The sequence below is a fragment of the Acinetobacter sp. ANC 5414 genome (assembly GCF_013004295.1).
Classification (GTDB): Bacteria; Pseudomonadota; Gammaproteobacteria; order Pseudomonadales; family Moraxellaceae; genus Acinetobacter.
This window is the reverse complement of the sequence record NZ_JABERM010000009.1, coordinates 104,766-129,494: the sequence shown is the minus strand read 5'-3', so window position 1 is coordinate 129,494 and position 24,729 is coordinate 104,766. Positions and strand designations below refer to the sequence as shown.

Genomic DNA, 24,729 nt, shown 5'->3' with positions numbered 1-24,729 from the left:
TCTTCGCATGAAGCATAACTAATTTTTTATATTCAGTTTTTTAAAATTTGTTTGTAAATGCAACACTGTTAAGTTTTGTCACTTTCACCCAAAATAGCATTCAGCTCTTCAAACAAATCTAAATGCTCATCATCTAAAATAAATTCTTCGTCAGCATCAACAACTTGTTCTGCATCATCATTTAAAGTGCTTTGTTGTTGCTTTAATTTACGGATTTTATGCAGTTGTTCAAGGTTAATACTTTGATTTTCAATTGAAAAAGGGATTGATTTGGTTAGAACGACTTGTTTAAAAAAAAGTCGAACCGCTTGTGCTGGCGTAATCCCCAATTGTTTAAACACCGCAAAAGCATGCTTTTTTTCTTGGGAGTCAAGTCTTATTTGATAAACTTCTGTTTTTCTCATGATTTTTTGAATACATCTAATTACTTAACTTTTCAGCATTTATTTTAATCAAATCTAATGTAATTTCAATATTCATACACTATATTTACGAAAATAAATTGTAATGACAAGCATATTACAATGTCAATTCAAACCTGGATGAAAATTCCATCTCTTGAAAAGTGACTGGATCATTGAAGCAAATATGCTTTGCTAAAAGCTGTAGTGGTGCTGAAAAATCATCTTCCCTTTTATGCTCTACCTCCGGATAAAAAGGATCATTTTTGATGGCAATGCCTAAACTGCTCAAGTGAACACGCAACTGATGTTGCTTACCGGTGATCGGTTTAAGTTCATATTTTGCCCAGACCGAGTCATGTTCAATTAAATGAATTTCCGTTTCACTATTTATTTTTCCTTCAACCACCTGCATCGTATAAAAGGGTTCACCTTTTTCCATTCGATAGCGTGTATAACAAGGAAATGTTAAATCTGCATGAAAAGGTGCAATCGCATGATAGGTTTTTTTAACCCGCCGTTGTGCAAACATGTCTTGATAGATCGCTCGACTAGACACCTGTTTCGAGAATAAAACCACACCTGCCGTTTCACGGTCGAGTCGATGAATCGGGGTTAAAAACTCATTCCCCGTTTGTTTTTTTAAACGTACCAGTAATGTTTCTTGCACGTATTGACCGGTTGGGCTGATGGTTAAAAAGTGCGGTTTGTCGATGACTAACAAGTGCTCATTTTCAAATAAAATTTCATGTTCAAAGGGAACATGAATTTCATGTGCTAGAAAACGGTAGTAAAACACATGGCTATTTTCAATATAATCAGAATAAAAACTTAAGATATTTCCCATGGCATCATAAATTAAACCATCCGCAAAGCGTTGCTGCCATTCATCGGCTGCAATATGCCGAAACTGCTGACAGAGGTATTGATACACACTGGTTGGTGCAGGAGAAATTCTAGGAAGGAATACTTTGCTTGCGCTTACGCCATCAATCATTGGCGGAATAAATTCAGTGCTGGTCATGTGATGTGTCGTAGATCAATCTGTCGTTCATAGAAATTAATGATATTTACAATGAAATGTAGGAAAAGTTACACATTTGGAAGTGCGAGCATGGGCAATAAAGCGGTGCGATGCTATCATAATTGTTCTTTTGAATCATGTCGTGAGTAATATGCAGTATTCATTTAATTTAGCCTTAAACAATGAAGACGATACCCAAAATTTAGCACAGGTTTTGGCGCAGCATTTTAGCACGGGCGTGGTTTATTTAATTGGTGATTTAGGTGCGGGAAAAACCACACTGACACGCTATTTTTTGCAAAGTTTAGGGCACAAAGGTGCGGTAAAAAGCCCAACTTATACCTTGGTTGAACCCTATAATATTAATGGCAAAGATATCTTTCATTTCGATTTATACCGTTTAAATGACCCTTATGAACTTGAGTTGATGGGTATTCGCGATTATTTAGAAACACCGAATGCGCTGTTTTTATTTGAATGGCCTTCAAAGGGTGGCGATGAAATTCCACAAGCGGACCTCATTATTAATATTGAAAAGTCCGAAGATGAACTGACGCGTACGGCGAGTTTAAGTTTCTCATCGGCAGCATTAAAACAAGCATTAGAGAGTCAATTAAACAATGCGTGATGATTTAAGTCTACGTCGTATTCATACCCTTAATCCTGCACTGGCAAACCAGATCGCTGCAGGTGAGGTGATTGAGCGTCCAGCATCGGTGGTGAAAGAATTATTAGAAAATTCAATTGATGCAGGTGCGACTGAACTTATTATTCGCGTTGAACAGGGTGGCAGTACCTTAATTGAAATCATAGACAATGGTCATGGTGTTCATCCGGATGATTTGGCTTTGGCAGTTATGCGTCATGCCACCAGTAAAATTCAAACTGCGGATGATTTACAGGCCATTGTCAGTTTAGGGTTTCGTGGTGAAGCCTTGGCCTCGATTGCTGCGGTTTCACGTTTAACCCTGACCAGCAGTCAAAATGATGAGGGAATCGGTTATCAGGTGGAAGTAAACGGAACCGCTTTTGATCATCAGGAAATTCAAGCGGTCGCGACTCAAAAAGGCACCCATATCCGGATACAGGATCTGTTTTTTAATGTGCCTGCACGTCGTAAATTTTTAAAAAAGCAGGGCACTGAGTTTGGTCATATTGAAGAAATTGTCCGTCGTCTGGCCTTAACCCATTTTGATATCCGTTTTGTTTTAGAGCATAACAATAATATTCGTTTGAATCTGCCGGTGGCTGATAGTGGCGAACTCCGTTTTCAACGTGTTCAGCAATTATTGGGGCGCCAATTTACTGAAAATGCTTATTGGATCGATGCCGATAGCATTAGCATGCGTCTATCTGGCTGGCTCGGGCATCCATCCGATGCACGTTCACAAGCGGATTTGCAGTATGTCTACGTGAATGGGCGTATTGTAAAAGATAAAACTATCTCACACGCCTTGCGTATGGCTTACGATGGGATTTTGCATGGTCATCAACATGCGGCATATTTATTGTTTCTAGAAATTGATCCTGAAAATATTGATGTCAATGTACATCCAACCAAGCATGAGATCCGTTTTTTAAATCAACGTGAAGTGCATGAATTTGTGCGCCATTTTGCCAAAGAAACGCTATCTCAGTTTCAAACGGCAAGTGCTGACTTGGCTCAGGCCATGAAAACGCAAGAGGAAACTGTTCATCAACCTCAAACGCAACATCCGCGTTATCAGGAGCAGTTTCAACTCCATCGTGCTGTTGAAACTGCGCAGCCGGTAATGTCAGTTGAGTCATCTACTGAATTATTAACTGATTTTAATGCTTCTAGCCTGCAAACCGTTCAATATTCATCTCAGCCTTCACAAAGTCGTTATACGGGTTCACAGCAGCTGAATAATGCCTTACAAAGCTATTTGGCGCCATTACGTGAATCAACCTCACCGACGGTAGATGCAGCGTTGAATCAATTTGAACAAAGTGCAGCCGTTCATGTTGATGAACATCCACTGGGTATTGCAATTGCACAATTGCATGGCATTTATATTCTGGCTCAGAACACTGAAGGTCTGATTATTGTCGATATGCATGCCGCGCATGAGCGGATTGTATTGCAACAGATGAAAGCCGCGTGGGATAAACCTGAATTCTGGACATCACAACAGCTGCTTATTCCTAAAGTCATCAGTATTAGTCGTATGCAAGCCATGCGGGTAGACGAGCTGAAAGATCAGCTTGCGCGTTTAGGTCTTGAAATTGACCAATATGGCGATGAGCAGGTGATTGTACGTGGTGTACCTGCCATTTTACATAAGGCCGATTTTGAAGCTTTAGTGCCTGAATTATTGAATGATTTAGATCCGAATGATGAAGCTCAAGGCTTGCTGCAAAAGCGTGACCAAATTTTGGCGGGAATGGCGTGTCATGGCGCAGTTCGTGCGCATCGTATCCTGAGTCTTTCTGAAATGAATGCTTTGCTGCGTCAAATGGAACAAACCGAATTTGCCAGTCAGTGTAATCATGGACGTCCAACCTGGCGTGCATTTCCACTTTCACAATTAGATAAACTTTTTGCTCGAGGAGAGTAGTTGTACATGTCAAATCAATTGCCGGTCATCAATTTAATGGGACCAACTGCAAGTGGTAAAACCGCTTTGGCATGTGAACTTTATGAGCAAGGTCGTTTTGAGCTGATTTCCGTCGATTCTGCGCTAGTTTATAAAGATATGGATATTGGTACAGCCAAACCGACAAAAGAAGAGCAGACGCGCTATCCGCATCATTTGATTGATATTATTACGCCCCTAGAAGTGTATTCGGCAGCCAATTTTGTCGAAGATGCCTGTGTATTGATTGATGATATTCATGCACGTGGTAAAACACCGATTTTGGTGGGTGGAACCATGCTTTATTTCAAGGCTTTGCTGGAAGGCTTATCCAGTAATTTACCCAGTGCAGATCATGCTATTCGGGCTGAAATCGAAGCGCAAGCCGAGCAGCAAGGCTGGGAGGCGGTTTATGCAGAATTGTGCCGTGTTGATGCTTTAGCGGGGCAGAAATTCAAGATCAGTGATAAGCAACGCATCATCCGTGCATTGGAAGTATTTAAGCTTACAGGGCAGCCGATTACAAAACTACAAGCCGAGCAACCTAAAAATATACCCTATCGTTACACTTTTCATAATCATGCTTTATTGCCCGATCGTGTAGAATTACATAAACGTATTGAACAGCGGCTTAAAACGATGTGGGATATCGGATTTTTACATGAAGTAGAAGGTCTGATTGAAAAATACGATTTAAATGATAATTTACCCTCAATGCGCTCTGTCGGTTATCGTCAAACTTTAGAATTCTTGCAAAAAAGTGATCAAAGTAACGAAAAACGGCAAGAAATGGAGGATAAGTCTTTGTTTGCGACACGACAACTTGCAAAACGTCAATATACCTGGTTAAGATCTTTGCAAGAATTGCATAATTTTAAAACATATTTGACGATAACGCAGGCTCAAGAAGACTTGCGAAACTGTTACGGATAAAGCAAAATTTAGTAACTATCTTTTTATAATTTTTATTTGAATAATAAAGATAGTTTTTTGCGCTGATTTTTAAATTTTTTGGAGTTATAACATGTCTAAAGGTCAAACTTTACAAGATCCGTTCTTGAATTCTCTCCGTAAGGAACGCATCCCTGTTTCTATCTTCCTTGTTAACGGTATTAAATTACAAGGTCATATTGAATCTTTTGACCAATATGTCGTTTTATTAAAAAATACTGTAAGCCAAATGGTTTACAAACATGCGATTTCTACAGTAGTTCCTGCACGTAACCCACGTCCTGCTGGTGCTCCTGCTGGTGCTCAAGGCGCTCCTGGTGGTTTTGGTGCTCAAGGCGGCTTCGGCGGTCAAACTGGTGGCTTTGGTGGTCAAGGCGGCTTTGGCGGTCAAGGCGGCTTCGGCGGTCAAGGCGGCTTCGGCGGTCAAACTGGTGGCTTCGGTGGTCAAGGCGGCTTCGGTGGTCAACAAGGTGGCTTCGGTGGTCAAGGCGGCTTCGGTGGTCAATCAACCCCTGGTTTTGAAGGCGAAACAAAATTTGAAGATTCTCAAGACGACGAAAATAATCGTTAATCGTTAATTGTTGATTCTTAAAAACCTCTCCTGGTGAGAGGTTTTTTTTATTTGAAAATTTATAGTTTTAAAATGAATGAGGCTGTCAAATCTTTATATAGAGCTGTGCTGCATTTTGATGAAATAAAAAAACCAGTTGTTGATCACAACCGGTTTTTTAAGAATTAAATAAATCAAGTTTATTTATTTTTTTTACGATCCAGACTCGGATCCTTAATTTCAACAAAAGCATTGCTACGAATTTCACGTAACCAACTATCTAGCTCGGCATCAAATTGGCGTTCACCTAGAATTTGACGCGCCATACGTTCTTGATATTCACGCGTCATATCTTGTTGGCGAGTATCCATCACTTGAAGAATATGCCAACCAAATTGTGTCTGGAAAGGGGCACTGGTTTGACCTACAGGTGTGCTTTTCATCTGTTTTTCAAACTCAGGAACCATAACACCCGGGCTAACCCAGCCCAAGCTACCTCCATCGCGAGCAGAACCTGGATCATTGGAGAAAGTTGCAGCTAATACTGCAAAATCTTCACCCGCTTTTAAGCGATTATAAATGCTGTCAATTTGCTGTTTTGCATTTTCAGGACTCACCACTTCAGAAGGTTGAATCAAGATATGGCGTGTTTTATATTGATAAACAATGGCTTTTTGCTCTGCACCTTTACGATCTAATAATTTTAAAACATGTATTCCATCTTGTGCAGGAATGAGGTCAGTTGTTTGTCCTGCTTGTAGAGGGCTTACACGTGCTGCAAGTTCGCCTGGAAGGTCAGACAGATTACGAAAGCCTGTATCTGAACTTTCTACTTTTACACCATTGGCAGTGAATTTTTTATCAATTGCACTAATGTCATTACTGTCTTTTAGTACAACCTTTACTTGTTCTGCAACTTTTTCAATATTTTTATCACCCGAAATACGAACATGCAGGACATGAACTTGTTGGCCTAATGCTGCTTGACCTTGCGGGGTTTTTAGAAAATTTTCCACATCTTGATCACTGATTTTAATGCGTGACATCACCACTTGTTGACGTAGACGATTGATGGCTAAATCTTCTGCAATACGGTTACGCAAGGATTCATAAGTTCCTGGTGCAATCCCATCCAGTTTTTGCTGAAACGCTTCTAGGCTTTTGCTGCCAGACTGCGCAGCAACTTTAAGCACAGCTTCATTAAGCTCTTTTTCATTGGGTTTAATGTTATAGCGTTTGACTTGCTCAAGCTGTGCTTGGCGAATAATCAGCTGGTCAAGTGCTTGTTGTTGCAAATATTGCACTGGGGGAACGGGTTTTTTTTGAGCTTCGAGTTGATGTTTTATTTCTGTAATACTTTGATCTAAATCACTTTTTAAAATAACACTGTTGTCTACCAAAGCAACCACTTCGTCTGTTGGTTGTGCGAATGTAGCCATTGATGACGAAAGGGCTAAAGCAAGAGCAGTCGCTTTAAAAAAATGTTTTAACTGTATTGTCTTCATTAACGTTCTGTCCAAGATTGATTAATTTTATTAAAACCTAGAATACGATTTTCTAGTAATGATGAAAGCTTTTTGTTGAAACCGCCTAAACCTTTCAGGCTGACTTCAGCCATAATGGCGCGTTTTGCATTTACGCCTTCCGCATTTACATCGTCTAGGTCATTATAATAAGAGCGTCCATACACCGAAATGCCCCAGCAACAGGCTTCATAATTTACACCCAATAGATATTCACGCGCGACGTTGTTGTCTATGTCGTATTGAGCATGTCCCATAATGCGCCAGTTATTAGATACAGGCTGAATGAAAGATGCAACGACTTGGTCATATTGCTTTTGTCTGTTTGGAATATCTTTGCGATAGAAGTAACCTACATTATATAGATTACCTTGATCACCGGTGTAATAGAGCTGCAAGTCACGTTGAGCATTGTCGCCATTCGACATCCATGCCGAGTTTGCACCAATAGTGAAATTTTGTGACAGTTGACTAGATACGCTTAAAACAGGACCGGTACGACGCTCAGTATCAAACTGATCAGATTCATTATCTAGTTTTACACGACGATCTTCGAAGTAAAAGCTTTGTCCAACACTGGTTTTTAAACGTTCCAGACCAATTTCATCAAATAAGCTATAACTTAGACCTAGAGATAAAAAATTGTTGTCTTCTAAACGGTCATGACCATAAAAGCGACGTGGGCTGAACAATTGATCATAGTTAATAGATGCAGTCGCTGAGTCGAAGTTTGGATAGCCATCTTGGTTTTTATACGGTGCATAGGCATAAAATGCACGTGGAGTGATGGTTTGCAGGTATTTACCATCTTTTTCAAAGGTCAGGCCGGTATCCAAAGTGAATTGCGGTACAGTTACCGATTGATTTTCATTAGAAGAATTCAGGTCTTGATTCGCATTAATGGTATCTTGATCGTAGAAAGTGTTGACGTTACGAATAGACACTTCTGGAATGACAAATGACCACGGATTACGGTAGTTGTAACGAACAGCAAAGTCATTGTAAATACGCGTACCGCTTGGCTCAAATGAACCCGTATTGGTTGAATCTGCAATACTGATGTCTTTTTTAAAGTAGGCAGTATCGTTATTGAATTCGTATTGTAAACCTAGTGGGTTACCCGTCTTATAATTTAACAGGAATTGTGGTAAACGGGCATAAGGGCGGTCTTCATCAGATACCGTCTTATCCAGAGTCTGGAAGTCTTCAACTTTTAACTGGGCTTTTAAGCCGGGAATGCCATTTTTATAGTTAACTTCCCAAGCGCGACGCAAGTTTAAGTCGGTCTTCGAGTTGGGATTGTTATTTAAATCGGCAAAATAATCTTTATCTGATGCATAATTATAATCTAGGTTGGTAGAAAATTGATCGTTGATTTGCCAGTTATGTAATAGATGTAAGTCTTTACGGTCTTGGCCCTCATATTTGTCATCCGAAGCTAAATAACCACCCCAAATCATACCTGAGCCGAAATTTTCGGTTAAATAACGGAATTCGCCTTCAAGCATTGCGCCGCGATCAGCAATATATCGCGGCGTAACCGTAGCATCGTAATTCGGTGCTAGATTTAAATAAACTGGAACAGCAAGTTCTATACCACCATCATTGGTAAAGCCGAAACTTGGTGTCAAAATACCGGTAGTGCGGCGGTCATCAATCGGGAAGTTAAAGTAAGGAACCGCTAAAACTGGAACATCTTTAACATACAGCTTGGTGCCGCGAGTTTCACCGCGACCTGTTTCCTGATTTAAAGTGATTTTATTGGCTTGGATTTTCCAGGTTGGCGTTTCATCCGGCGGGCAGGTGCTGTAAGTTGCATTGTTCATTACCACAACATTTTCAGAAGTACGGGCAATTTTTTCAGCATGCCCGTGTGCATGCTGTTCTTCTGAAATATAGAAACTGTTGTTTAAATCACCTTGCTGGGTTTTTAAGTTGTAATTGATTTGATCACTTTGTGCGAGTAATCCGGCTTGCGCCATTTGCACACGACCTTCTGCATTGGCAAAAGTTTGGGTTTTATCGATGGTGATTTTGTCGGCACGAATTTGACGGCCTTGTTGATCAATCAGTACGTTGCCTTGAAGAACCGAGTCACCATTAGGATCGTAATGACCATAATCGGCAGTGACGACAGACGTGGCTTTAGATGTTTCTACGGCTTTGGTTTCTGGGCTAATCGGGGTAACCCAGGCACCTTGACAATAGGCAGAGCTTAAATATTGTCCTTTACGTTGTTGCGCTTCAGGCGATGATTTATCAACGTAATATTGTTCAAAAAAATGTTGTCCAGGATAAGCTTCCTGAATGCTGTCCTGCATTTTTTGGTTGTCGACAGTCGAAGCTGGAAGTGTGGACTCAGCATAGCTTGAAATCGAGCTGCCACATAAAAGGGTCAAGATAGCAGTCGCTAAAGGATTAAATTTGAACTGATGCTTCATTTGTATCATTAACCAAGTATGCTTAATCGCAATTAATTATTCTCGCATCATAGAGAAAAAGTTGATAAGTGGCTACACTTAGTACTTTAAAAACTCAGCCTGTTTTAGAATTTATCGCAAATGAAAACACAACGTGAACAAATCATACATACATGGATTAAATCTGTACTTGATTCAGATCAATTTGAAATTAATTTTTTGTCAGGCGATGCAAGCTTCCGTCGTTATGCACGAATCAAGCTGAATAATAAAACATTTATGCTCATGGATGCACCACCAGAAAAAGAAGATTGTGTGCCTTTTGTGACGATTGACCAGTTTTTCGATACACATGGTGTTCGAGTACCCCATATCGTTGCTCAAGATTTGCAGCAAGGCTTTTTGTTGCTGGAAGATTTTGGTGATGTTTTGCTCTCAACTTTGCTTAACGATGACACGGTTGATGGCTATTATGCGCAAAGTTTTAAGCAGTTAATTGAATTGCAAGCAATTGATGGTACACAAAACTTTCCGGCTTATTCCTATGAAAAACTCATTTCTGAAATGGAATTGCTTACAGAGTGGATGCTGCCTTCATTACAGGTTCAACCCACTCAAGATGAACAAGCCTTAATTAAACGTACCTTTGCGATTTTGGCCAATGCAGCATTGGCGCAACCGCAAGTGATTGTACACCGTGATTTTCATAGCCGTAACTTGATGAAAATTGAAGGTGAGACAGATCTCGGGGTGATTGATTTCCAGGATGCCGTGATTGGCGCAGATACTTACGATTTGATTTCAATCACGCGTGATGCTTATGTACAGTGGAATGCAGATCAAGTTTATCAATGGTTTAAAGTTTTCTATGACTTGTTGCCTGAAGCGGCAAAACAAGATCGCGATTTTGAACAGTTTAAAAAAGATGCCGACATGATGGCGATTCAACGTCATATTAAAATTTTGGGTATCTTTGTGCGTTTATTTGAACGTGATGGAAAAACAGGTTACTTGAAAGATTTGCCACGTGTCATGTGGTATTTACTTGAAGAAAGTAAAGATTATGCAGAGCTTCAACCCTTTATGCAGTTTATCCAAGCGAAAGTGATGCCGAAATTTGAAGCCCAATATGGAACATATGAGGTTGCTGCATAATGAAAGCGATGATTCTTGCGGCGGGAATGGGGAACCGTATGCGTCCACTGACGCTGCATAAGCCAAAGCCTTTGCTTGAAGTGGGTGGCAAGCCACTTATTGTTTGGCATATTGAAAAATTAAAAGAAATCGGTGTGACTGAAATTGTCATCAATACCGCGTGGTTGGGTGAAAAACTGGCTGCAGCTTTAGGTGATGGTTCACAGTTTGGCGTAAATATTCTGTGGTCGCATGAAGGCGAAGGCCTGGAAACAGCTGGAGGTATTATCAATGCCTTGGCATTATTGGGCACAGAGCCGTTTATTTTGGTCAATGGCGATGTCTGGACCACCATGGATTTTGGTTCTTTATTAAATGTGCAGCTTGCAAAAGATTTAGCACATCTGGTATTTGTAACCAATCCAGAACAGCATCCGAATGGTGATTTTACCTTGTCGAATGGTCGTGCCTATACCTTTGAACAACAACAACCGGGTGAATCGCTCACTTATAGCGGTGTAGCAGTGATTCATCCTAAAATGTTTGATGGTCTGGAAGGCGGTAAACGCCCGTTGGCACCCCTGCTGAAACAAGGCATGCTGGAACAGAAAATATCTGCTTCGAAGATGCATGCGGTTTGGGTAGATGTTGGCACTCCAGAACGATTAAGTGTACTGGATCAACAAATTAAGCAAGGCTTGCACGCTTAAGTGCGTATTCACTAAGCACTCGCTACTGTGACTTCATGTATAAATCGGTATACTTCACCTAACTTTTTCGAGACGTTAATTGTATATGCATACGTTTTTTCAAGAACTCAAGCAGGGTAGTCAAGCTTTGGGTTTAGAGCTCAGTGATGAGGCTTTAAATTTATTACTCAAATACCAAGATGCTTTGGTATTGTGGAACAAAGCATACAATTTGACTGCAATTCGCGATCCAAAGGAAATGCTGGTTAAACATTTGCTGGATAGCTTAAGTATTTTAAAAGACTTGCCACAAGGGCGTCTGCTGGATATTGGTACCGGTGGCGGTATGCCGGGCATGATCATTGCATTGTGTCAGCCAGAACGTGAATGTGTTTTGCTGGATTCAAACGGCAAAAAAATTCGTTTTTTGAAGCAATTTATTGCGGATTTAAAACTAAAAAATGTGATTGCAGTACAAACGCGTGTCGAAAATGAAGACAGCATCAATGACTTGGGTCAATTCGATGTCATTACCAGTCGTGCCTTTGCATCATTAACCGACTTTGTTGCTGCATCGAAACCTTATATGCATGAAAACAGTATTATTGCGTCAATGAAAGGCTTAATTCCTGAAGAAGAAGTAGCCGCCATTAAGCAAGAATTTAGCTGTGAGATCATTGCATTAAAGGTTCCGCGATTGGATGAACAGCGTCATCTGCTTTTGTTAAAACGTATTTAATTATTTTCGAAGGATTGGGGTTACCATGGCACAAATTATTGCGATTGCGAACCAAAAAGGTGGTGTAGGCAAAACCACAACCGCAGTAAATTTGGCAGCATCGTTAGCTGTGTTAAAGAAGCGCGTTTTACTTGTGGATATGGATTCGCAGGGGAATGCCACGATGGGGTCTGGTATCCAAAAAAATGATCTTTTGTATTCGGTCACTGATGTTTTGTTGGGTGAAGTGCCTATTGAAACAGCAATTAGCAAAGCGGAAGTCGGTTATAAAGTTTTAGGAGCTAACCGTGATTTGGCGGGTGTAGAGCTTGCGATTGCCGAACAGGATGGTCGTGAGTTTATTTTACGTGAAGCATTAAAAGAAATTGAAGATTCTTTTGATTATATTATTGTGGACTGTGCACCAAGTTTAAGCTTGATTACGGTCAATGCCTTGGCAGCGGTCGATAGTGTGCTTATTCCGATGCAATGTGAATATTATGCACTTGAAGGCTTGGCAGATTTGACCCAAACCATTGACCGTATTCAACAGGCACTCAATCCAGATTTGCAAATTGTAGGTGTCTTGCGCACTATGTATGATGCACGGAATGCATTGACACGTGATGTTTCAGAAGAACTTGAACAATACTTTGGCAAGAAGCTGTATGACACTGTAATTCCGCGCAATGTGCGTCTGGCTGAAGCTCCTGCACATGGTTTGCCGATTATCTATTTTGAGAAAAATTCAAAAGGTGCAGTTGCTTACTTGAATTTGGCAGCTGAAGTATTAAAGAAAAGTAAAGTAAAAAAAGGAATTAAAGCATGACCACAAAAAAACGCGGATTAGCTAAAGGTCGTGGTTTGGATGCCTTGCTTGGTTCAATCCAAAAAGAAAAATTACAGATGGAAGCTCAAGGTTTAGATCATGGGCAATTAAAACAGATTGATGTTCACTTGCTTAAACGTGGTGAATATCAACCGCGTCGTTTTATTCATGAACCTGATCTTCAAGAGCTCGCGGCTTCTATTGAAAAACATGGGGTGATGCAGCCCATCGTCATTCGTCCAATCGATGATGAAAAATTTCCCTATGAAATTATTGCCGGTGAACGTCGTTGGCGTGCTGCACAACTGGCGGGCTTAACTGAGATCCCGGCGATTGTGCGTGATTTGACTGATCAGGTTGCGATTGCCTTAGCCTTAATTGAAAACATACAACGTCAAGATTTGAATCCAATTGATCAGGCGATGGCATTACAGCGTTTTCATGAAGAATTTGGTTTAAGTCACCAGGAAATTGCGGATACTGTAGGTAAGGCACGTACGACTGTAAGTAATTTATTGCGTCTTTTGACTTTGGCTGAATCAGTCAAAGACTTCATGCAGCAAGGTCTGCTTGATATGGGGCATGCACGTGCCATCTTAACTTTAAAAGCCAAAGATCAGCTTAAAGTTGCAGAGCATGTGATTGAAAAGAGTTTATCGGTTCGTCAAACCGAGCAACTAGTCCGTGATTTAAACACACCTAAACAAGAAAAAGCCAAAGCGGATATTGCACCAGATATCCAGCAGTTGACGCAGCGTTTAGCCGAACGTTTTAGTGCAGATGTAAAAATTGATCATAATAAGCAAGGTAAAGGAAAACTTGTCATTCAATATCATTCACTGGATGAGTTAGATGGTATTTTGAATATTTGTTTCGCAGAATAATTTTTTGTTGGTTTTATTGGGGAAGAACAGATGTGGGAATTAGTCAAAGCAGGTGGGTGGCTGATGCTTCCCCTTGTTTTATGTTCGATTTTTACCGTGGCAATAACCATTGAGCGTTTTATTCGATTAAAAAAATCAATGATTTTGCCCAAAGTATTGTTAATAAATCAAACTCAAAACGTCGATGTTGTCATGCAACAGTTGCAACAAGATAAAGCATTACAAAGTAGTACCTTGGGGCGGATCTTTGCTGCAGGTTACCAAAGTAAAAATAAAAATGAACAGTATGCCCGTGCACAAATGGAAACCACAGCTTCTCAAGAGATTGGCTATTTAGAAAAAAATATTAATTTCTTGGGTACCTTAAGTGCGGTAGCGCCACTTTTGGGTTTATTGGGTACAGTTCTGGGTATTATTGAATCATTTTTGGTGATTGATTTAGGCACCAATAGTAATCCAACATTGATGATTCCGGGGATCTCAAAAGCGTTGATTACGACTGCAGCGGGTATGTTTATTGCCATTCCTGCATTGTTTGCCTATCGTTATTTTCAGCGTTTGGTACAAGAGTATGTTGCTGAACTTGAGCAACAGTCGACCTTATTCCATGCAGCACTTTTCTATCAAAATTCTACAGATGAAGAACAAGATATTAGAAAAGCAGGTTAGGGTGGAAAATGAAATTCAAACGCACACAAGTTGAAGATATTCATATTAATTTAACCCCCATGATCGACTGCTTGTTGTTTATCTTGGTTTTCTTATTGTTATCTACCACATTTAACCAGTTTAGTCGTATGAATTTAACCTTGCCAGATGCACAAGGTGTTCCGCCTAAACAATATGATCATAAAATTGAAGTGGTTGTTGATGCTTCAGGACATTATTCAATTAACGGACAATCGCTTGCAAGTAAAGAAGTTGTGGATTTAAATACTGCAATTAAACAGATTTCTAATGATCGTCGTGATTTAATGTTTGTGATTGCCGCGGATGCCAAATCTACTCATCAGGATGTTATTCGGGTGATGGATGTTGCAGGTCAACTGGGTTTTGTTAATATCAATATTAGTACTAAAGTTCCGTCTAGAGGTTATTAGTGAAGCAAGATTTTAAAGTCTATCTCCGTCTTTTGGGCTATTTGAAGCCTTTTTGGGGTGTGGCGATATTGGTTTTTATAGGTTTTTCAATTAGTGCTGCCACAGAAGTATCTATTGCAAAATTGTTGGAAAAAATCATTACCGCAATCCAGCATAGAGACCAAGACTTTACTTCCATATTTCCCTTCTTGGTGATTCTACTGATGTTTTTCCGTGGGGTGGGTTCCTTTATAGGGGGCTATTTCACAGCAGTGATCTCCCGGAATTTAGTCTTTAATATTCGTCAGGAAGTTTTTGCTAAATTACTTAAACTTCCGTCTCAATATTATTTGGATAATACCAGCGGCCATATTACCGCTAAAATTATGTACAACGTGGAGCAGTTAACCGCTGCTTCATCAGAATCCCTCAAAACCATTGTGCAACAAGGTTTGATTACCCTGGGATTACTTGGCTACTTGTTATATAGCAATTGGCGACTGACCTTGATTATTCTGATTTTTGCTCCGCTGATGGGCTTTCTGGTTCGTCAAGCATCAAAACGTATGCGTAAATTATCTTTACAAGTTCAGGACACCATGGGCGATGTGAACCATGTGGTGCAAGAAACGGTAAATGGCAATTTAGTGGTCAAGGGTTTTGGTGGGCAAGAGTATGAGCAAACCCGTTTTAAAGATCACTCGCTTGAAAACTTAAAACGTGGTTTGAAAATGGTGGTGGTGCAGCAGCTCAATAGCCCTGTTGTACAATTCATTATGTCGATTGCAATGGGTATCATTATCTGGATTGCGTTACGACCAGAAATTTTACGTGATACCAGTGCAGGTGAGTTTGTTGCATACATTACAGCCGCGGGTATGTTAAGCAAACCAATCAAAGCCTTAACCGATGTAAATGAAAAATTACAACGCGGTATGGCGGCAGCCCATTCAGTTTTTGAATTGCTCGATTTACCTGAAGAGCAAAATGCAGGAACTTTAACTCCAGTACTTAAAGGTAATATTGAATTCCAAAATGTGAATCTAATTTATTCCGATGGTCATCAAGCTATTCACGATTTTAACTTGAATGTTAAGGCGGGTGAAACCGTTGCATTGGTGGGGCGTTCAGGCGCAGGTAAAACATCTTTAGTGAATCTGCTGGTGCGTTTTCAGGAAGCAAGTTCAGGTCATATTTATTTGGATCAGCACGATATTCGGAATTTGGATATGAATACCTTGCGAACCCAGATTGCGATGGTGAATCAGCAAGTGGTGCTATTTAATCGTACTGTGCGCGAAAATATCGCTTATGGGCAGCTTGAGGGTGCAACTGATGCAGAAATTATTGCGGCCGCAAAAGCTGCTTATGCGCATGACTTTATTATGGCTTTACCGCAAGGCTACGATACGCCATTAGGTGCACAGGGTTTGAACTTGTCAGGTGGTCAACGTCAGCGTATTGCCATTGCACGTGCAATTTTAAAAAATGCGCCGATCCTGATTCTTGATGAAGCGACCAGTGCACTCGATAACGAGTCGGAATACTTTATTCAACAGGCTTTTGATACCGCAATGCAAGACCGAACAACCATTGTGATTGCACATCGTCTATCGACCATTGAAAATGCAGATCGTATTGTGGTGATGGATAAAGGTACAATTGTTGAACAAGGTACACATGCGGAATTGATTGCCAAGCATGGTGCTTATTACCAATTGCATCAGCGTAATTTCGAGGAAAATTGATTTATGTCAATTGCACAATTTATTCAGGATGCTTGGAACAAACAAGCCAAGTGGTTAATTGTGCTTCGACCTTTGACATGGATTTATCGTGGTGGTTTTTTATTGAATAAAAAGCTTTACCAAATGGGTATTAAATCAAGCTATCAAGCACCCGTCCCGGTGATGGTGATTGGTAATATTACCGTCGGTGGCAGTGGAAAAACACCGCTCTTGATCCAACTGGTGAATTATCTACACAGTCAAAATGTTCGGGTGGGCGTGATTAGCCGTGGTTATGGTGGGAAAGGCCCTTTTCCAGCCTATGTTGATTTGGAATCTGTGCCGGAAATTGTCGGTGATGAACCCTGTTTGATTGTTCAATCCACTGGGGTTCCCATGGTGGTGGGCTCAAATCGACAGCGCAGCATTGAATGTTTATTATCCAAACATGATCTAGACTTAATTATCAGTGATGATGGTTTACAACATTTTGCTTTAGAACGTCAAATTGAGTGGATTGTGCTGGATCGGAATCGGGGCTTAGGTAATCAGAAGTTATTGCCTGAAGGGTATTTACGCGAACCGCCAAGCCGTTTAAACACAGGCACAGTAATTGAGCATGCCGCAGAACCTGCATCTGCTTTAAATATGCATTTAGAAGTGGCACCCCCATATTTGCTCAATCCTGTAGAAGAAAAACCATTTAATCCAGCTGATAATTTTTATGCCGTTGTCGGGATTGGTTTTCCGCAGCGTTTTTATAAAACGTTAGATTCTATGGGGATTCATCAATTTCAATGCCATGAATTCCCCGATCATTACGATTATGAAATCACCGATCTTCAATTTGAAGATGGAAATCCAATTATTACCACCGAAAAAGATGCAGTGAAACTTTTGCCATTATTAAAGCAAAATCCAGATTTCAAACGGGAAATTTGGGTGGTTCCGGTTGAGGCTGTACTTTCACCAGCCTGTTATGAAGTCTTGCATCAGCAATTGCAGCAATTCGGTATTCAAATTTCTTAAGGTTCATCGTTTATGAAACATATTGTTATCCCCGCACGTTTTGCAAGCTCACGTTTACCTGGCAAGCCATTATTGGAAATTCATGGCCGTCCTATGATTTTAAGGGTGGTTGATCAGGCGAAAAAAGTTGCGGGTTTTGACGATTTATGTGTTGCAACCGATGATGAGCGTATTGCTGAAGTTTGCCGTGCAGAAGGTGTGGATGTTGTCATCACAAGTGCAGATCATCCATCAGGGACGGATCGTTTAAGCGAAGTTGCCCGGATTAAAGGTTGGGCAAGTGAAGATATTATTGTCAATGTACAAGGCGACGAACCTTTGCTTCCTGCTCAATTGGTACAACAGGTTGCACAATTATTGGAATCACAACCTGAATCTTCAATGTCGACCTTGTGTGAGCCGATTTACAGTCTGGAAGAATTCCAACGCGACAGCATTGTGAAAGTGGTGATGTCCAAATACAATCAGGCTTTGTATTTCAGTCGTGCTACGATCCCGTATGATCGTGATGGTGCGAAACAAGAGGTACAAAAATTACATTCGCAGGCTTACCGTCACTTGGGTTTATATGCCTATCGTGTGAATTTACTGCAAGAATATGTGTCTTGGGATATGGGTGTATTGGAACAACTGGAAAGCTTGGAACAATTACGTGTACTGGAAAATGGACATCGTATTGCGATTGCTGTTGCAGAAGCGAATTTACCTCCGGGTGTTGATACCCAAGCAGATTTAGATCGTCTCAATGAAATGGATGTTTCCTGCTTTGAGTAAAATTTGGGATAAGGTTGGGCTTTAATTCAATGCAAAATGATGTGGTCGCACACGTTTATCCATGGCAACAAACCGTTTGGGATACGCTAACAGGGCGTTTCCCAAAACTTGGGCATGGCTTGCTTTTTTATGGCAAAAAAGGCTGTGGCAAAGAAGCTTTTGCGCAATATTTTTTGGCTTGGGTTTTATGTGCCAATCGTCATGCCAATAATGCACCTTGTGGGGAATGTGGCAGTTGTTTGTGGTTGAAATCGGATACTCATCCGAACTATGTGCATATCAGCACAGATGAAGAAAATAAAAAACAAAACGCTAAAATTAAAATCGAAAAAATTCGTGATTTATTGCCCTTTGTGCAACAAACGGTAGATGGTTGGCGGGTGATTGTGATTGAGCCGGCAGAAGCGTTAAATATTGCTTCTGCAAATGCATTACTCAAAACACTCGAAGAACCCGGTGATCGTGTTGTCATTATTTTATTGGCCGATCATTATTTAAAACTTCCTGCGACTATTCGCAGTCGTTTGCAACATTTTGCTTTGGATCGGATATCTGAAGCTCAAGCAGGTGAGTATTTATCTCAACATTTTCCTGATTTAGATCAAACACAAAAACAGTTGTTGTTGAATTTGTCCAATCAAATGCCCTTGCAGGCCATGCAATTGGCACAATCTGAATGGCTAAATAAACGTCAAGAATTTTTAGGGGATTGGCTAAAATTAGTCACTCAAAAAAATATGCCGATGGCAATTGCGACCAAGTGGAACAAAGCCTTAAGTTTTAGTGACTTTGCGCAAATGTTTGAATACTTGTTGTCCGATTTAATTTGTGTCAAGCTAAATCAACAGGTTAAAAATCCAGATTTGGATTTGAGTGGATTATCAGAACAATATACATTGGAATTTTTATTCACGATTTATTCCGACTTGCAACAATCTAAACGGTTTATCGAGCAGAATGTACAAAGCAATTTGGTGCTTGATCAACTGTGTATAAAACTAATGAACATCTAAATATTTAAAGGGGAAGATGATGCAACCACGTATGGGCGGTATTATTCAGGCGAATATCCCGGATAAAGATACTTTGTATGCCAGCTACATGCCTTATGTTGTCGGTGGTGGATTGTTTGTTCCAACCAAGCAACCGGTAAAAATCGGTGAAGAAGTCTTTGTACTGGCAACTTTGCCTGAACAATCACAAAAAATTCCTTTGACCGGTAAAGTGATCTGGATTTCTCAAAAACAAAATGGGATCAAATTACAAGGCTTTGGTATGCAGTTGACGGGGGAAAAAGGCGTTTATTACAAATCAGAAGCTGAAAAGTTGCTTGTAGGTATTAAGTCTGAGGGTCGAACTAGTTACACTATGTAGCTGTTTAAACGATTTAGGATCTCACCGTGTTTGTAGATACTCACTGCCATTTAACCTTGTTGGATTTAACGCCTTATGATGGCAATTTAGATCTGGCATTAGCACAGGCGCGTGAAGCGGGTGTATCCAAATTCATGAGTATCTCGGTTGATCTGGATGACCATATCGAGCTTGCTAAAATTGCAGCATGTCATGCTGATGTTGGATACAGTGTTGGGGTTCATCCCTGTGAAGATCCTGCGACCATGGCGCGCGCAACGACGGATTATTTAATTGAACTGGCTCAGCCTGAACAGGTTTGGGCAATTGGTGAAACAGGCCTGGATTATTTTCATAGCACTGATTTCATTGCTGAACAAAAACAATGTTTTGCCCGTCATATTCATGCTTCTCAGGCAGTTAAAAAGCCTGTAGTGGTGCATACCCGCTCAGCAAAGCATGATACGGTGGATATCATTCGTGCTGAAAAGTCCACCCATGGTATTTTGCACTGTTTTACTGAAGACTGGGAAACAGCCAAGGCCGTGCTGGATTGTGGTTATTACGTGTCATTTTCCGGAATTGTTTCTTTTAAAAATGCGCAAGATTTACGTGATGTGGCGAAGCAGGTTCCACTTGATCGCGTATTGATTGAGACAGATAGTCCTTACCTGGCGCCGATGCCCTATAGAGGAAAGTCTAATGAACCAAAATACGTTCCCTATGTAGCCAAAGCCTTAAGTGATGTATATGATAAGTCAGTTGAGGAAATTGCTTTCATTACCATGCAAAACTTTGAAAACCTCCTCAATTTAAAGTAAATAATTCGAATTGATACAAGCGCATAAGAGAGTTACAGGGTGAAGATGGATCGTCAGGCTCAGTTTCGAGCAAGAGAAGCGTTAATTTTTCAGGTTGCAGAGCAACTGTTATTAGAAAATGGCGAATCAGGGATGACGCTTGATGCGTTGGCTGCAGAACTCGATCTAGCGAAAGGGACTCTATATAAACATTTCCAAAGTAAAGATGAACTCTACATGCTTCTCATTATCCGTAATGAGAAGATGTTGCTCGAGATGATTAAGGATGCGGAGAAAGCCTTTCCAGAACATCTGGCTTTCTTTATGTTGCATCATTTACATCATCCGGAACGTACCGTGCTGTTCCATCAAATTGAAGAACGTCTTTCTACCACAGGTGTAGGCATTCATCATTTATTCAGTGAGCTGTATCAAGTGAGAAAGCAGCGCTTACGGATCATTTTTCGTATGACTGAAAGCTATTTAGAAAGCATTCAAAGTAGCATGTCGGTACGGGATTATTTGGCTTCAATCTGGGCGCTAACTCACGGTGCAGCAGCAATCCTGAATTCTAGTTTTTATCAGCGTTATTTAGGTTCACGAGATACATTGCGTGTGGCTTATATTGACCAAGCCTTGGCGATGCCGAAACAAACCCGTTCTACGGAACAATTTGCCTAAAGGTATGCCATGAAGCACACAGGATCATCATCAATTCGTGGTTTTACTCTTGTAGAATTGATGGTGGTGATTGTGATTATGGCGATCATGGCCTCTTTAATTTTAACCAATATCAATGGTGTTGATCAGCGTAAAGCCATGCAGGCACGTGAAGTGTTTATTATGGATTTACGCAGGATCAATCGTGAAGCGAATGATCAGGCACGCATTTTTGCCCTTGATGTTCAAACTGCCACAGATGTATCGCCATTTCGTTATGGGGTTGTTGAATATTTGGTTCCATCCCTGCAAGCTACACAAAATTCAGTACTTAATGAAAATAAAAAATGGCAAGACTATTCAGAATTTACCAAGCGCGCTTTACCTGAGCATGTTTCCTTTAATGTGCAATCACTCGATTATGCATATGAAAATACCAATAATGATGATTTGCTGAGTGAAAATGCACCGAAATTACTTTGGCTAGGCAATGGTGAAGCGAAACCTGTACGGATTCAATTTTATTTCGAACAACGCCCAATTGGTGAAGAAATCGAGATTGATCATTTAGGCAAAATCAATGAAAGCTAGATCCTCTAAGCATAGCGCTTCGTCTAGCGCAGTGGTGAAACAGCATTTCACTCATCGCTGCTCCTCAAGCACAGCTTTCGGACTTTCTTGCGAGGCAACACCTCTCAGGTCGAGTATTACTCGACTTAATCTTGTGCACTCCGAACATAGTTCGTCATCTTGCGCTCGGACGAAACGTTATTTCGTTTATCCTCGCTCAGGTTTTACCTTATTGGAAGTTATGGTGGCCTTGGCTATTTTTGCTACGGCAGCCATAGCCTTTACCAAAGTGGCGATGCAATATACCCAAGCGACATCAAACGCAATTTTACGTACCAAAGCACAATTCGTGGCTTTAAACGAAGTTGCGGTGATGGAAATTAATCAAGAGTGGTTGCAAGGAACACAGTCCAAGCAGATTAGCCAGCAAGGTGAAACATGGCAAATTGATAAGTCTGCACAATCGACGATTAGTCCGAATGTACAACGTATTGAAGTGCAGGTGAGTTTGTTTAATGCTGAATCAGGTAAAGTCGAGTCGGGCATTACGAATTTGGTTTTCTTTAATTATAAGGCCAAAGTTTGATGCAAATGAAAAATAAACAAAATCAAACTCTACATTCACAGCATCGCTCAGGATTTACCTTAGTTGAATTATTGGTGGCAATTGCCATATTTGCGGTACTTTCGGCATTGGGCTGGAAAGTTTTTGATTATCTGATCAAAGTCAAAGAGCGTAATACTGAACATGAAGTGAATTTGGGGCAATTACAAGAAGCCTATCAACAAATTTTGCGTGATACCGTGCAAGCTGTGCCACTCAATGCGAATATGAATAACGATATTCAGCCTGCTTTGGTTCTGCAAAATGGTCGCTTTAATTTTAGTAAAACTGGCGTCACGGATCCTTTGCAGCAGGGTATTTCACCGGATGAACGTGTTGAATACCAATATCGTGCAGATGAAAAGAAACTTTATCGTCTGAAATATCGTAATTTAAACAGCAGCGGGCGCGATCAACCTGAATCCAGTGTATTGTTAAATGATGTCGATCAGTTTGAAATTGTGGTGCTGAATCCGAATGAATCAACTTCATGGCCAGATGGACAAGTAGATTTAAATGATGTCACGCAAAAACAAATCTTGCCGAAAGGGATTAAAATTAAATTAACCGTGAAAGATGTTGCTTATGAATGGATTTTTAGTCTATTAAACACCGACTACTTAAAACAGCAGAACAATAATCAAAATAACAATTCGAATAATCTACCATAACCAAGCCTAAAGAGATTGAGCATGAAGCAGCAACAGGGTATTGCCTTAATTACGATCTTGGTCATGGTCGCATTAGCAACAATTCTTGCTGCGACGATTGCCAAACGTCAGGCCAATACTGCTGAAAATACCGCATATTTAATGCGTCAAAATCAATCGTTATTGTATGCTAAAAGTGCAGAAGCTTTTTTCTCCGAACTTTTGGTGGATGATGCTGAAAATGCAGGTGATATCGACCATCTGCAAGAAAATTGGGCGAAACCGATGCCTGCTTTTCCGGTAGAAGATGGCTTTGTATCGGGAACATTGCAGGATGAATCCAGTAAATTTAATTTAAATAGTTTGGTCAATAATGACGGCACGCCGAATCCTCAAGCAAAAGTCTGGTTTGAAAAACTTTTAGTACGTGTCGGTTTACCTGAAAAGTTGAGCGAAGCGGTGATTGACTGGCAAGATGCTGATGATGAAACCATTGGTGCGATGGGAGCAGAGGCCAGCTACTATCAAGGCTTGCCACAAGGTTATTTAGCGCCAAACAGTAAATTTCATAACGTTGAAGAACTGAAACTGGTACGTGGCTTTGAAGGTCAAAAATATCTGCAAATTGCAGATTATGTCAGTGCCGCACCTACATCAGACAGTAAAGTCAATGTGAATACAGCACCAGCGATGCTGCTTGCAAGTCTTGATCCCAAGCTGGATGTCAAAGCTGTTCAGCAAGTCCTGCAGCAACGACAAGCCAAACTAGAGCATTTTTCCAATATCGATGATCTTTGGGCAATTGAGCCTTTTACTCAAGTCAATACGGATGTCCGTAATGAAGTGAATGATTTGCTGGGTGTGCAATCAAGTTATTTCAAAGCCAAGATTGAAGTGTTGTTAAGTGAGCGTAAACGTCAGTTTAGTAGTGATTTAGTGCGTAAAGATAATATGGTGTATGTGGCATATCGCAGTATGGCGCCATTTTAATCATATAAACCAATAAGCTGAAATATAATCTATCCCACTATCTTGTTTAAGTCGCATATGTTTTACCAATTGCCTTGAACAGTAAAATTAATGCCCAGACTTTCACTTTTGCTTTATAATCAGATTCAATTCACATATTTTTGATTGCATCACGGCACATGTTAATTCGTAAGTTATTTAAGTTTGAAAATGCTCATATTGTGCGAAATTGTACATCGGATCGCTGTAAGCGTTCGATTCATGGCCATAGTTATAAAGTTGAATTATTGCTTAAAGCTTCGAAGCTAGATCATGGCCAAATGGTGTATGACTTCGGATTGCTGAAGGGCGTAATCAAGGACATTTTTGACAGTTTTGATCATGCCATCTGTTTTTGGCAGCATGATGATGCTGAATATATTGAAGCCTGCAAAAAATTTAGTGCACGTTGGGTATCTTTACCCGTTTCTCCTTCAGCGGAACAATTTTCACGTATTTTCTTCTACTTGGCAAAACAAGTACTTGCGTCAACCGAAACCCAAAATGGGGAAGGTGATGTAGAGGTTTACTCTGTGATTGTGCATGAAACAGATACCGGTTATGCACAAAGCTTTATCGAAGATATCGAAAATGAGCAAATGGGTGTGCTGAGTCTTGAACAAATTGTGTTCTCTGAACAAGTTCAAGCTGAATGGACTGACCCCGCTATTTATGAAAAATTACAACAAGGAATTAAATTCCAAAACCCGAGTGTTGATCTACAGGTACACATCTAAAGATCATTCAATCACGTG

At 40.4% G+C, this 24,729-nt stretch carries 27 protein-coding genes; 23 read left to right on the top strand and 4 right to left on the bottom strand.

Annotated features, from left to right (window positions below; genetic code table 11):
• Positions 1-68: 68 nt before the first annotated feature.
• Entirely contained in the window at positions 69-404 is a 336-nt protein-coding gene (locus tag HLH18_RS05580; RefSeq protein ID WP_171546081.1) for a type II toxin-antitoxin system RelB/DinJ family antitoxin, read from the bottom strand.
• Positions 405-519: 115 nt separating this feature from the next.
• Positions 520-1,425 (bottom strand): pseudouridine synthase, encoded by a 906-nt coding sequence (locus HLH18_RS05575; protein WP_171546080.1) that lies wholly within the window; start codon positions 1,423-1,425, stop codon positions 520-522.
• A 151-nt stretch (positions 1,426-1,576) separates the two neighbouring features.
• Between HLH18_RS05575 and tsaE the strand changes: the two genes are divergently transcribed.
• From tsaE to hfq, 4 genes are all read left to right on the top strand, one after another.
• Entirely contained in the window at positions 1,577-2,053 is a 477-nt protein-coding gene (gene tsaE / locus HLH18_RS05570; protein WP_131288252.1) for a tRNA (adenosine(37)-N6)-threonylcarbamoyltransferase complex ATPase subunit type 1 TsaE, read from the top strand.
• A complete protein-coding gene (mutL, locus tag HLH18_RS05565; protein ID WP_171546079.1) occupies positions 2,046-4,004 on the top strand; it encodes a DNA mismatch repair endonuclease MutL in 1,959 nt (652 codons plus the stop codon). The genes tsaE and mutL overlap by 8 nt, the downstream gene beginning before the upstream one ends.
• A 6-nt stretch (positions 4,005-4,010) precedes the next feature.
• The gene (gene miaA / locus HLH18_RS05560; protein WP_171546078.1) at positions 4,011-4,955 is read left to right on the top strand and encodes a tRNA (adenosine(37)-N6)-dimethylallyltransferase MiaA; all 945 of its coding nucleotides are present in this window, start codon (positions 4,011-4,013) and stop codon (positions 4,953-4,955) included.
• A 91-nt stretch (positions 4,956-5,046) separates the two neighbouring features.
• Positions 5,047-5,544 carry an RNA chaperone Hfq gene (hfq, locus tag HLH18_RS05555; protein ID WP_171546077.1) on the top strand — a complete coding sequence of 166 codons (498 nt, stop codon included), beginning with the start codon at positions 5,047-5,049 and terminating at the stop codon, positions 5,542-5,544.
• A gap of 179 nt (positions 5,545-5,723) precedes the next feature.
• Here hfq and HLH18_RS05550 read toward each other — a convergent pair whose 3' ends face one another.
• Both HLH18_RS05550 and HLH18_RS05545 read right to left on the bottom strand, forming a co-directional pair.
• A complete protein-coding gene (locus HLH18_RS05550; RefSeq protein WP_171546076.1) occupies positions 5,724-7,028 on the bottom strand; it encodes a peptidylprolyl isomerase in 1,305 nt (434 codons plus the stop codon).
• Entirely contained in the window at positions 7,028-9,487 is a 2,460-nt protein-coding gene (locus HLH18_RS05545) for an LPS-assembly protein LptD (RefSeq protein ID WP_171546075.1), read from the bottom strand. Before HLH18_RS05545 ends, HLH18_RS05550 begins: the two co-directional genes overlap by 1 nt.
• Before the next feature lie 120 nt (positions 9,488-9,607).
• On the opposite strand from HLH18_RS05545, the gene HLH18_RS05540 reads away from it, so the two are divergent.
• The 19 genes from HLH18_RS05540 (at position 9,608) to HLH18_RS05450 (ending at position 24,711) form a co-directional block, all read left to right on the top strand.
• Positions 9,608-10,621: an aminoglycoside phosphotransferase family protein gene (locus HLH18_RS05540; protein ID WP_171546074.1), complete on the top strand. Its 1,014-nt coding sequence runs from the start codon at positions 9,608-9,610 to the stop codon at positions 10,619-10,621.
• A complete protein-coding gene (gene murU, locus HLH18_RS05535) occupies positions 10,621-11,310 on the top strand; it encodes an N-acetylmuramate alpha-1-phosphate uridylyltransferase MurU (protein ID WP_171546073.1) in 690 nt (229 codons plus the stop codon). Before HLH18_RS05540 ends, murU begins: the two co-directional genes overlap by 1 nt.
• 85 nt (positions 11,311-11,395) lie before the next feature.
• Positions 11,396-12,028, top strand: coding sequence for a 16S rRNA (guanine(527)-N(7))-methyltransferase RsmG (gene rsmG, locus HLH18_RS05530; RefSeq protein WP_171546072.1), 633 nt, complete (start codon positions 11,396-11,398; stop codon positions 12,026-12,028).
• 25 nt (positions 12,029-12,053) lie between these two features.
• Entirely contained in the window at positions 12,054-12,836 is a 783-nt protein-coding gene (locus HLH18_RS05525) for a ParA family protein (protein ID WP_131288044.1), read from the top strand.
• Positions 12,833-13,720 (top strand): ParB/RepB/Spo0J family partition protein, encoded by an 888-nt coding sequence (locus HLH18_RS05520; protein ID WP_171546071.1) that lies wholly within the window; start codon positions 12,833-12,835, stop codon positions 13,718-13,720. Before HLH18_RS05525 ends, HLH18_RS05520 begins: the two co-directional genes overlap by 4 nt.
• 30 nt (positions 13,721-13,750) lie before the next feature.
• Positions 13,751-14,389 (top strand): MotA/TolQ/ExbB proton channel family protein, encoded by a 639-nt coding sequence (locus HLH18_RS05515; protein ID WP_171546070.1) that lies wholly within the window; start codon positions 13,751-13,753, stop codon positions 14,387-14,389.
• 8 nt (positions 14,390-14,397) lie between these two features.
• Positions 14,398-14,820, top strand: a complete 423-nt coding sequence (locus HLH18_RS05510) for an ExbD/TolR family protein (protein ID WP_171528982.1) — start codon at positions 14,398-14,400, stop codon at positions 14,818-14,820.
• Positions 14,820-16,547 carry a lipid A export permease/ATP-binding protein MsbA gene (gene msbA / locus HLH18_RS05505; protein WP_171546069.1) on the top strand — a complete coding sequence of 576 codons (1,728 nt, stop codon included), beginning with the start codon at positions 14,820-14,822 and terminating at the stop codon, positions 16,545-16,547. The genes HLH18_RS05510 and msbA overlap by 1 nt, the downstream gene beginning before the upstream one ends.
• 3 nt (positions 16,548-16,550) lie before the next feature.
• The gene (gene lpxK, locus HLH18_RS05500) at positions 16,551-17,555 is read left to right on the top strand and encodes a tetraacyldisaccharide 4'-kinase (protein ID WP_171546068.1); all 1,005 of its coding nucleotides are present in this window, start codon (positions 16,551-16,553) and stop codon (positions 17,553-17,555) included.
• A 12-nt stretch (positions 17,556-17,567) separates the two neighbouring features.
• Positions 17,568-18,329 carry a 3-deoxy-manno-octulosonate cytidylyltransferase gene (gene kdsB / locus HLH18_RS05495; RefSeq protein ID WP_171546067.1) on the top strand — a complete coding sequence of 254 codons (762 nt, stop codon included), beginning with the start codon at positions 17,568-17,570 and terminating at the stop codon, positions 18,327-18,329.
• 29 nt (positions 18,330-18,358) lie between these two features.
• Entirely contained in the window at positions 18,359-19,342 is a 984-nt protein-coding gene (locus HLH18_RS05490; RefSeq protein WP_171546066.1) for a DNA polymerase III delta subunit-related protein, read from the top strand.
• Positions 19,343-19,361: 19 nt separating this feature from the next.
• Complete coding sequence (locus HLH18_RS05485; protein ID WP_067726035.1) at positions 19,362-19,703, top strand: PilZ domain-containing protein; 342 nt, start codon at positions 19,362-19,364, stop codon at positions 19,701-19,703.
• Between the two features lie 26 nt (positions 19,704-19,729).
• Complete coding sequence (locus tag HLH18_RS05480) at positions 19,730-20,503, top strand: TatD family hydrolase (RefSeq protein WP_171546065.1); 774 nt, start codon at positions 19,730-19,732, stop codon at positions 20,501-20,503.
• Positions 20,504-20,548: 45 nt separating this feature from the next.
• Positions 20,549-21,163, top strand: coding sequence for a TetR/AcrR family transcriptional regulator (locus tag HLH18_RS05475; RefSeq protein WP_086192787.1), 615 nt, complete (start codon positions 20,549-20,551; stop codon positions 21,161-21,163).
• A gap of 9 nt (positions 21,164-21,172) precedes the next feature.
• Positions 21,173-21,733: a type II secretion system protein gene (locus HLH18_RS05470; protein ID WP_171546064.1), complete on the top strand. Its 561-nt coding sequence runs from the start codon at positions 21,173-21,175 to the stop codon at positions 21,731-21,733.
• Between the two features lie 133 nt (positions 21,734-21,866).
• Positions 21,867-22,298: a type II secretion system minor pseudopilin GspI gene (gene gspI / locus HLH18_RS15960; RefSeq protein ID WP_502707642.1), complete on the top strand. Its 432-nt coding sequence runs from the start codon at positions 21,867-21,869 to the stop codon at positions 22,296-22,298.
• A complete protein-coding gene (gene gspJ / locus HLH18_RS05460) occupies positions 22,298-22,987 on the top strand; it encodes a type II secretion system minor pseudopilin GspJ (RefSeq protein WP_171546062.1) in 690 nt (229 codons plus the stop codon). The genes gspI and gspJ overlap by 1 nt, the downstream gene beginning before the upstream one ends.
• Before the next feature lie 21 nt (positions 22,988-23,008).
• A complete protein-coding gene (gene gspK, locus HLH18_RS05455; protein WP_171546061.1) occupies positions 23,009-23,956 on the top strand; it encodes a type II secretion system minor pseudopilin GspK in 948 nt (315 codons plus the stop codon).
• Between the two features lie 158 nt (positions 23,957-24,114).
• On the top strand, positions 24,115-24,711 hold the full coding sequence (locus HLH18_RS05450) for a 6-pyruvoyl trahydropterin synthase family protein (protein ID WP_171546060.1): 597 nt from the start codon (positions 24,115-24,117) through the stop codon (positions 24,709-24,711).
• Positions 24,712-24,729 lie beyond the last annotated feature (18 nt).

Excerpts from the sequence above, each read along its gene's own strand:
- HLH18_RS05575 (WP_171546080.1), bottom strand. The coding sequence starts at position 1,425 with ATGACCAGCACTGAATTTATTCCGCCAATGATTGATGGCGTAAGCGCA.
- HLH18_RS05545 (WP_171546075.1), bottom strand. The coding sequence starts at position 9,487 with ATGAAGCATCAGTTCAAATTTAATCCTTTAGCGACTGCTATCTTGACC.
- rsmG (WP_171546072.1), top strand. The coding sequence starts at position 11,396 with ATGCATACGTTTTTTCAAGAACTCAAGCAGGGTAGTCAAGCTTTGGGT.
- murU (WP_171546073.1), top strand. The coding sequence starts at position 10,621 with ATGAAAGCGATGATTCTTGCGGCGGGAATGGGGAACCGTATGCGTCCA.
- gspJ (WP_171546062.1), top strand. The coding sequence starts at position 22,298 with ATGCAAATGAAAAATAAACAAAATCAAACTCTACATTCACAGCATCGC.
- lpxK (WP_171546068.1), top strand. The coding sequence starts at position 16,551 with ATGTCAATTGCACAATTTATTCAGGATGCTTGGAACAAACAAGCCAAG.
- HLH18_RS05510 (WP_171528982.1), top strand. The coding sequence starts at position 14,398 with ATGAAATTCAAACGCACACAAGTTGAAGATATTCATATTAATTTAACC.
- HLH18_RS05550 (WP_171546076.1), bottom strand. The coding sequence starts at position 7,028 with ATGAAGACAATACAGTTAAAACATTTTTTTAAAGCGACTGCTCTTGCT.
- kdsB (WP_171546067.1), top strand. The coding sequence starts at position 17,568 with ATGAAACATATTGTTATCCCCGCACGTTTTGCAAGCTCACGTTTACCT.
- HLH18_RS05485 (WP_067726035.1), top strand. The coding sequence starts at position 19,362 with ATGCAACCACGTATGGGCGGTATTATTCAGGCGAATATCCCGGATAAA.
- HLH18_RS05475 (WP_086192787.1), top strand. The coding sequence starts at position 20,549 with ATGGATCGTCAGGCTCAGTTTCGAGCAAGAGAAGCGTTAATTTTTCAG.
- mutL (WP_171546079.1), top strand. The coding sequence starts at position 2,046 with ATGCGTGATGATTTAAGTCTACGTCGTATTCATACCCTTAATCCTGCA.
- HLH18_RS05490 (WP_171546066.1), top strand. The coding sequence starts at position 18,359 with ATGCAAAATGATGTGGTCGCACACGTTTATCCATGGCAACAAACCGTT.
- hfq (WP_171546077.1), top strand. The coding sequence starts at position 5,047 with ATGTCTAAAGGTCAAACTTTACAAGATCCGTTCTTGAATTCTCTCCGT.
- HLH18_RS05525 (WP_131288044.1), top strand. The coding sequence starts at position 12,054 with ATGGCACAAATTATTGCGATTGCGAACCAAAAAGGTGGTGTAGGCAAA.
- miaA (WP_171546078.1), top strand. The coding sequence starts at position 4,011 with ATGTCAAATCAATTGCCGGTCATCAATTTAATGGGACCAACTGCAAGT.
- HLH18_RS05540 (WP_171546074.1), top strand. The coding sequence starts at position 9,608 with ATGAAAACACAACGTGAACAAATCATACATACATGGATTAAATCTGTA.
- HLH18_RS05520 (WP_171546071.1), top strand. The coding sequence starts at position 12,833 with ATGACCACAAAAAAACGCGGATTAGCTAAAGGTCGTGGTTTGGATGCC.
- HLH18_RS05450 (WP_171546060.1), top strand. The coding sequence starts at position 24,115 with ATGTTAATTCGTAAGTTATTTAAGTTTGAAAATGCTCATATTGTGCGA.
- tsaE (WP_131288252.1), top strand. The coding sequence starts at position 1,577 with ATGCAGTATTCATTTAATTTAGCCTTAAACAATGAAGACGATACCCAA.
- HLH18_RS05470 (WP_171546064.1), top strand. The coding sequence starts at position 21,173 with ATGAAGCACACAGGATCATCATCAATTCGTGGTTTTACTCTTGTAGAA.
- gspK (WP_171546061.1), top strand. The coding sequence starts at position 23,009 with ATGAAGCAGCAACAGGGTATTGCCTTAATTACGATCTTGGTCATGGTC.
- HLH18_RS05515 (WP_171546070.1), top strand. The coding sequence starts at position 13,751 with ATGTGGGAATTAGTCAAAGCAGGTGGGTGGCTGATGCTTCCCCTTGTT.
- HLH18_RS05580 (WP_171546081.1), bottom strand. The coding sequence starts at position 404 with ATGAGAAAAACAGAAGTTTATCAAATAAGACTTGACTCCCAAGAAAAA.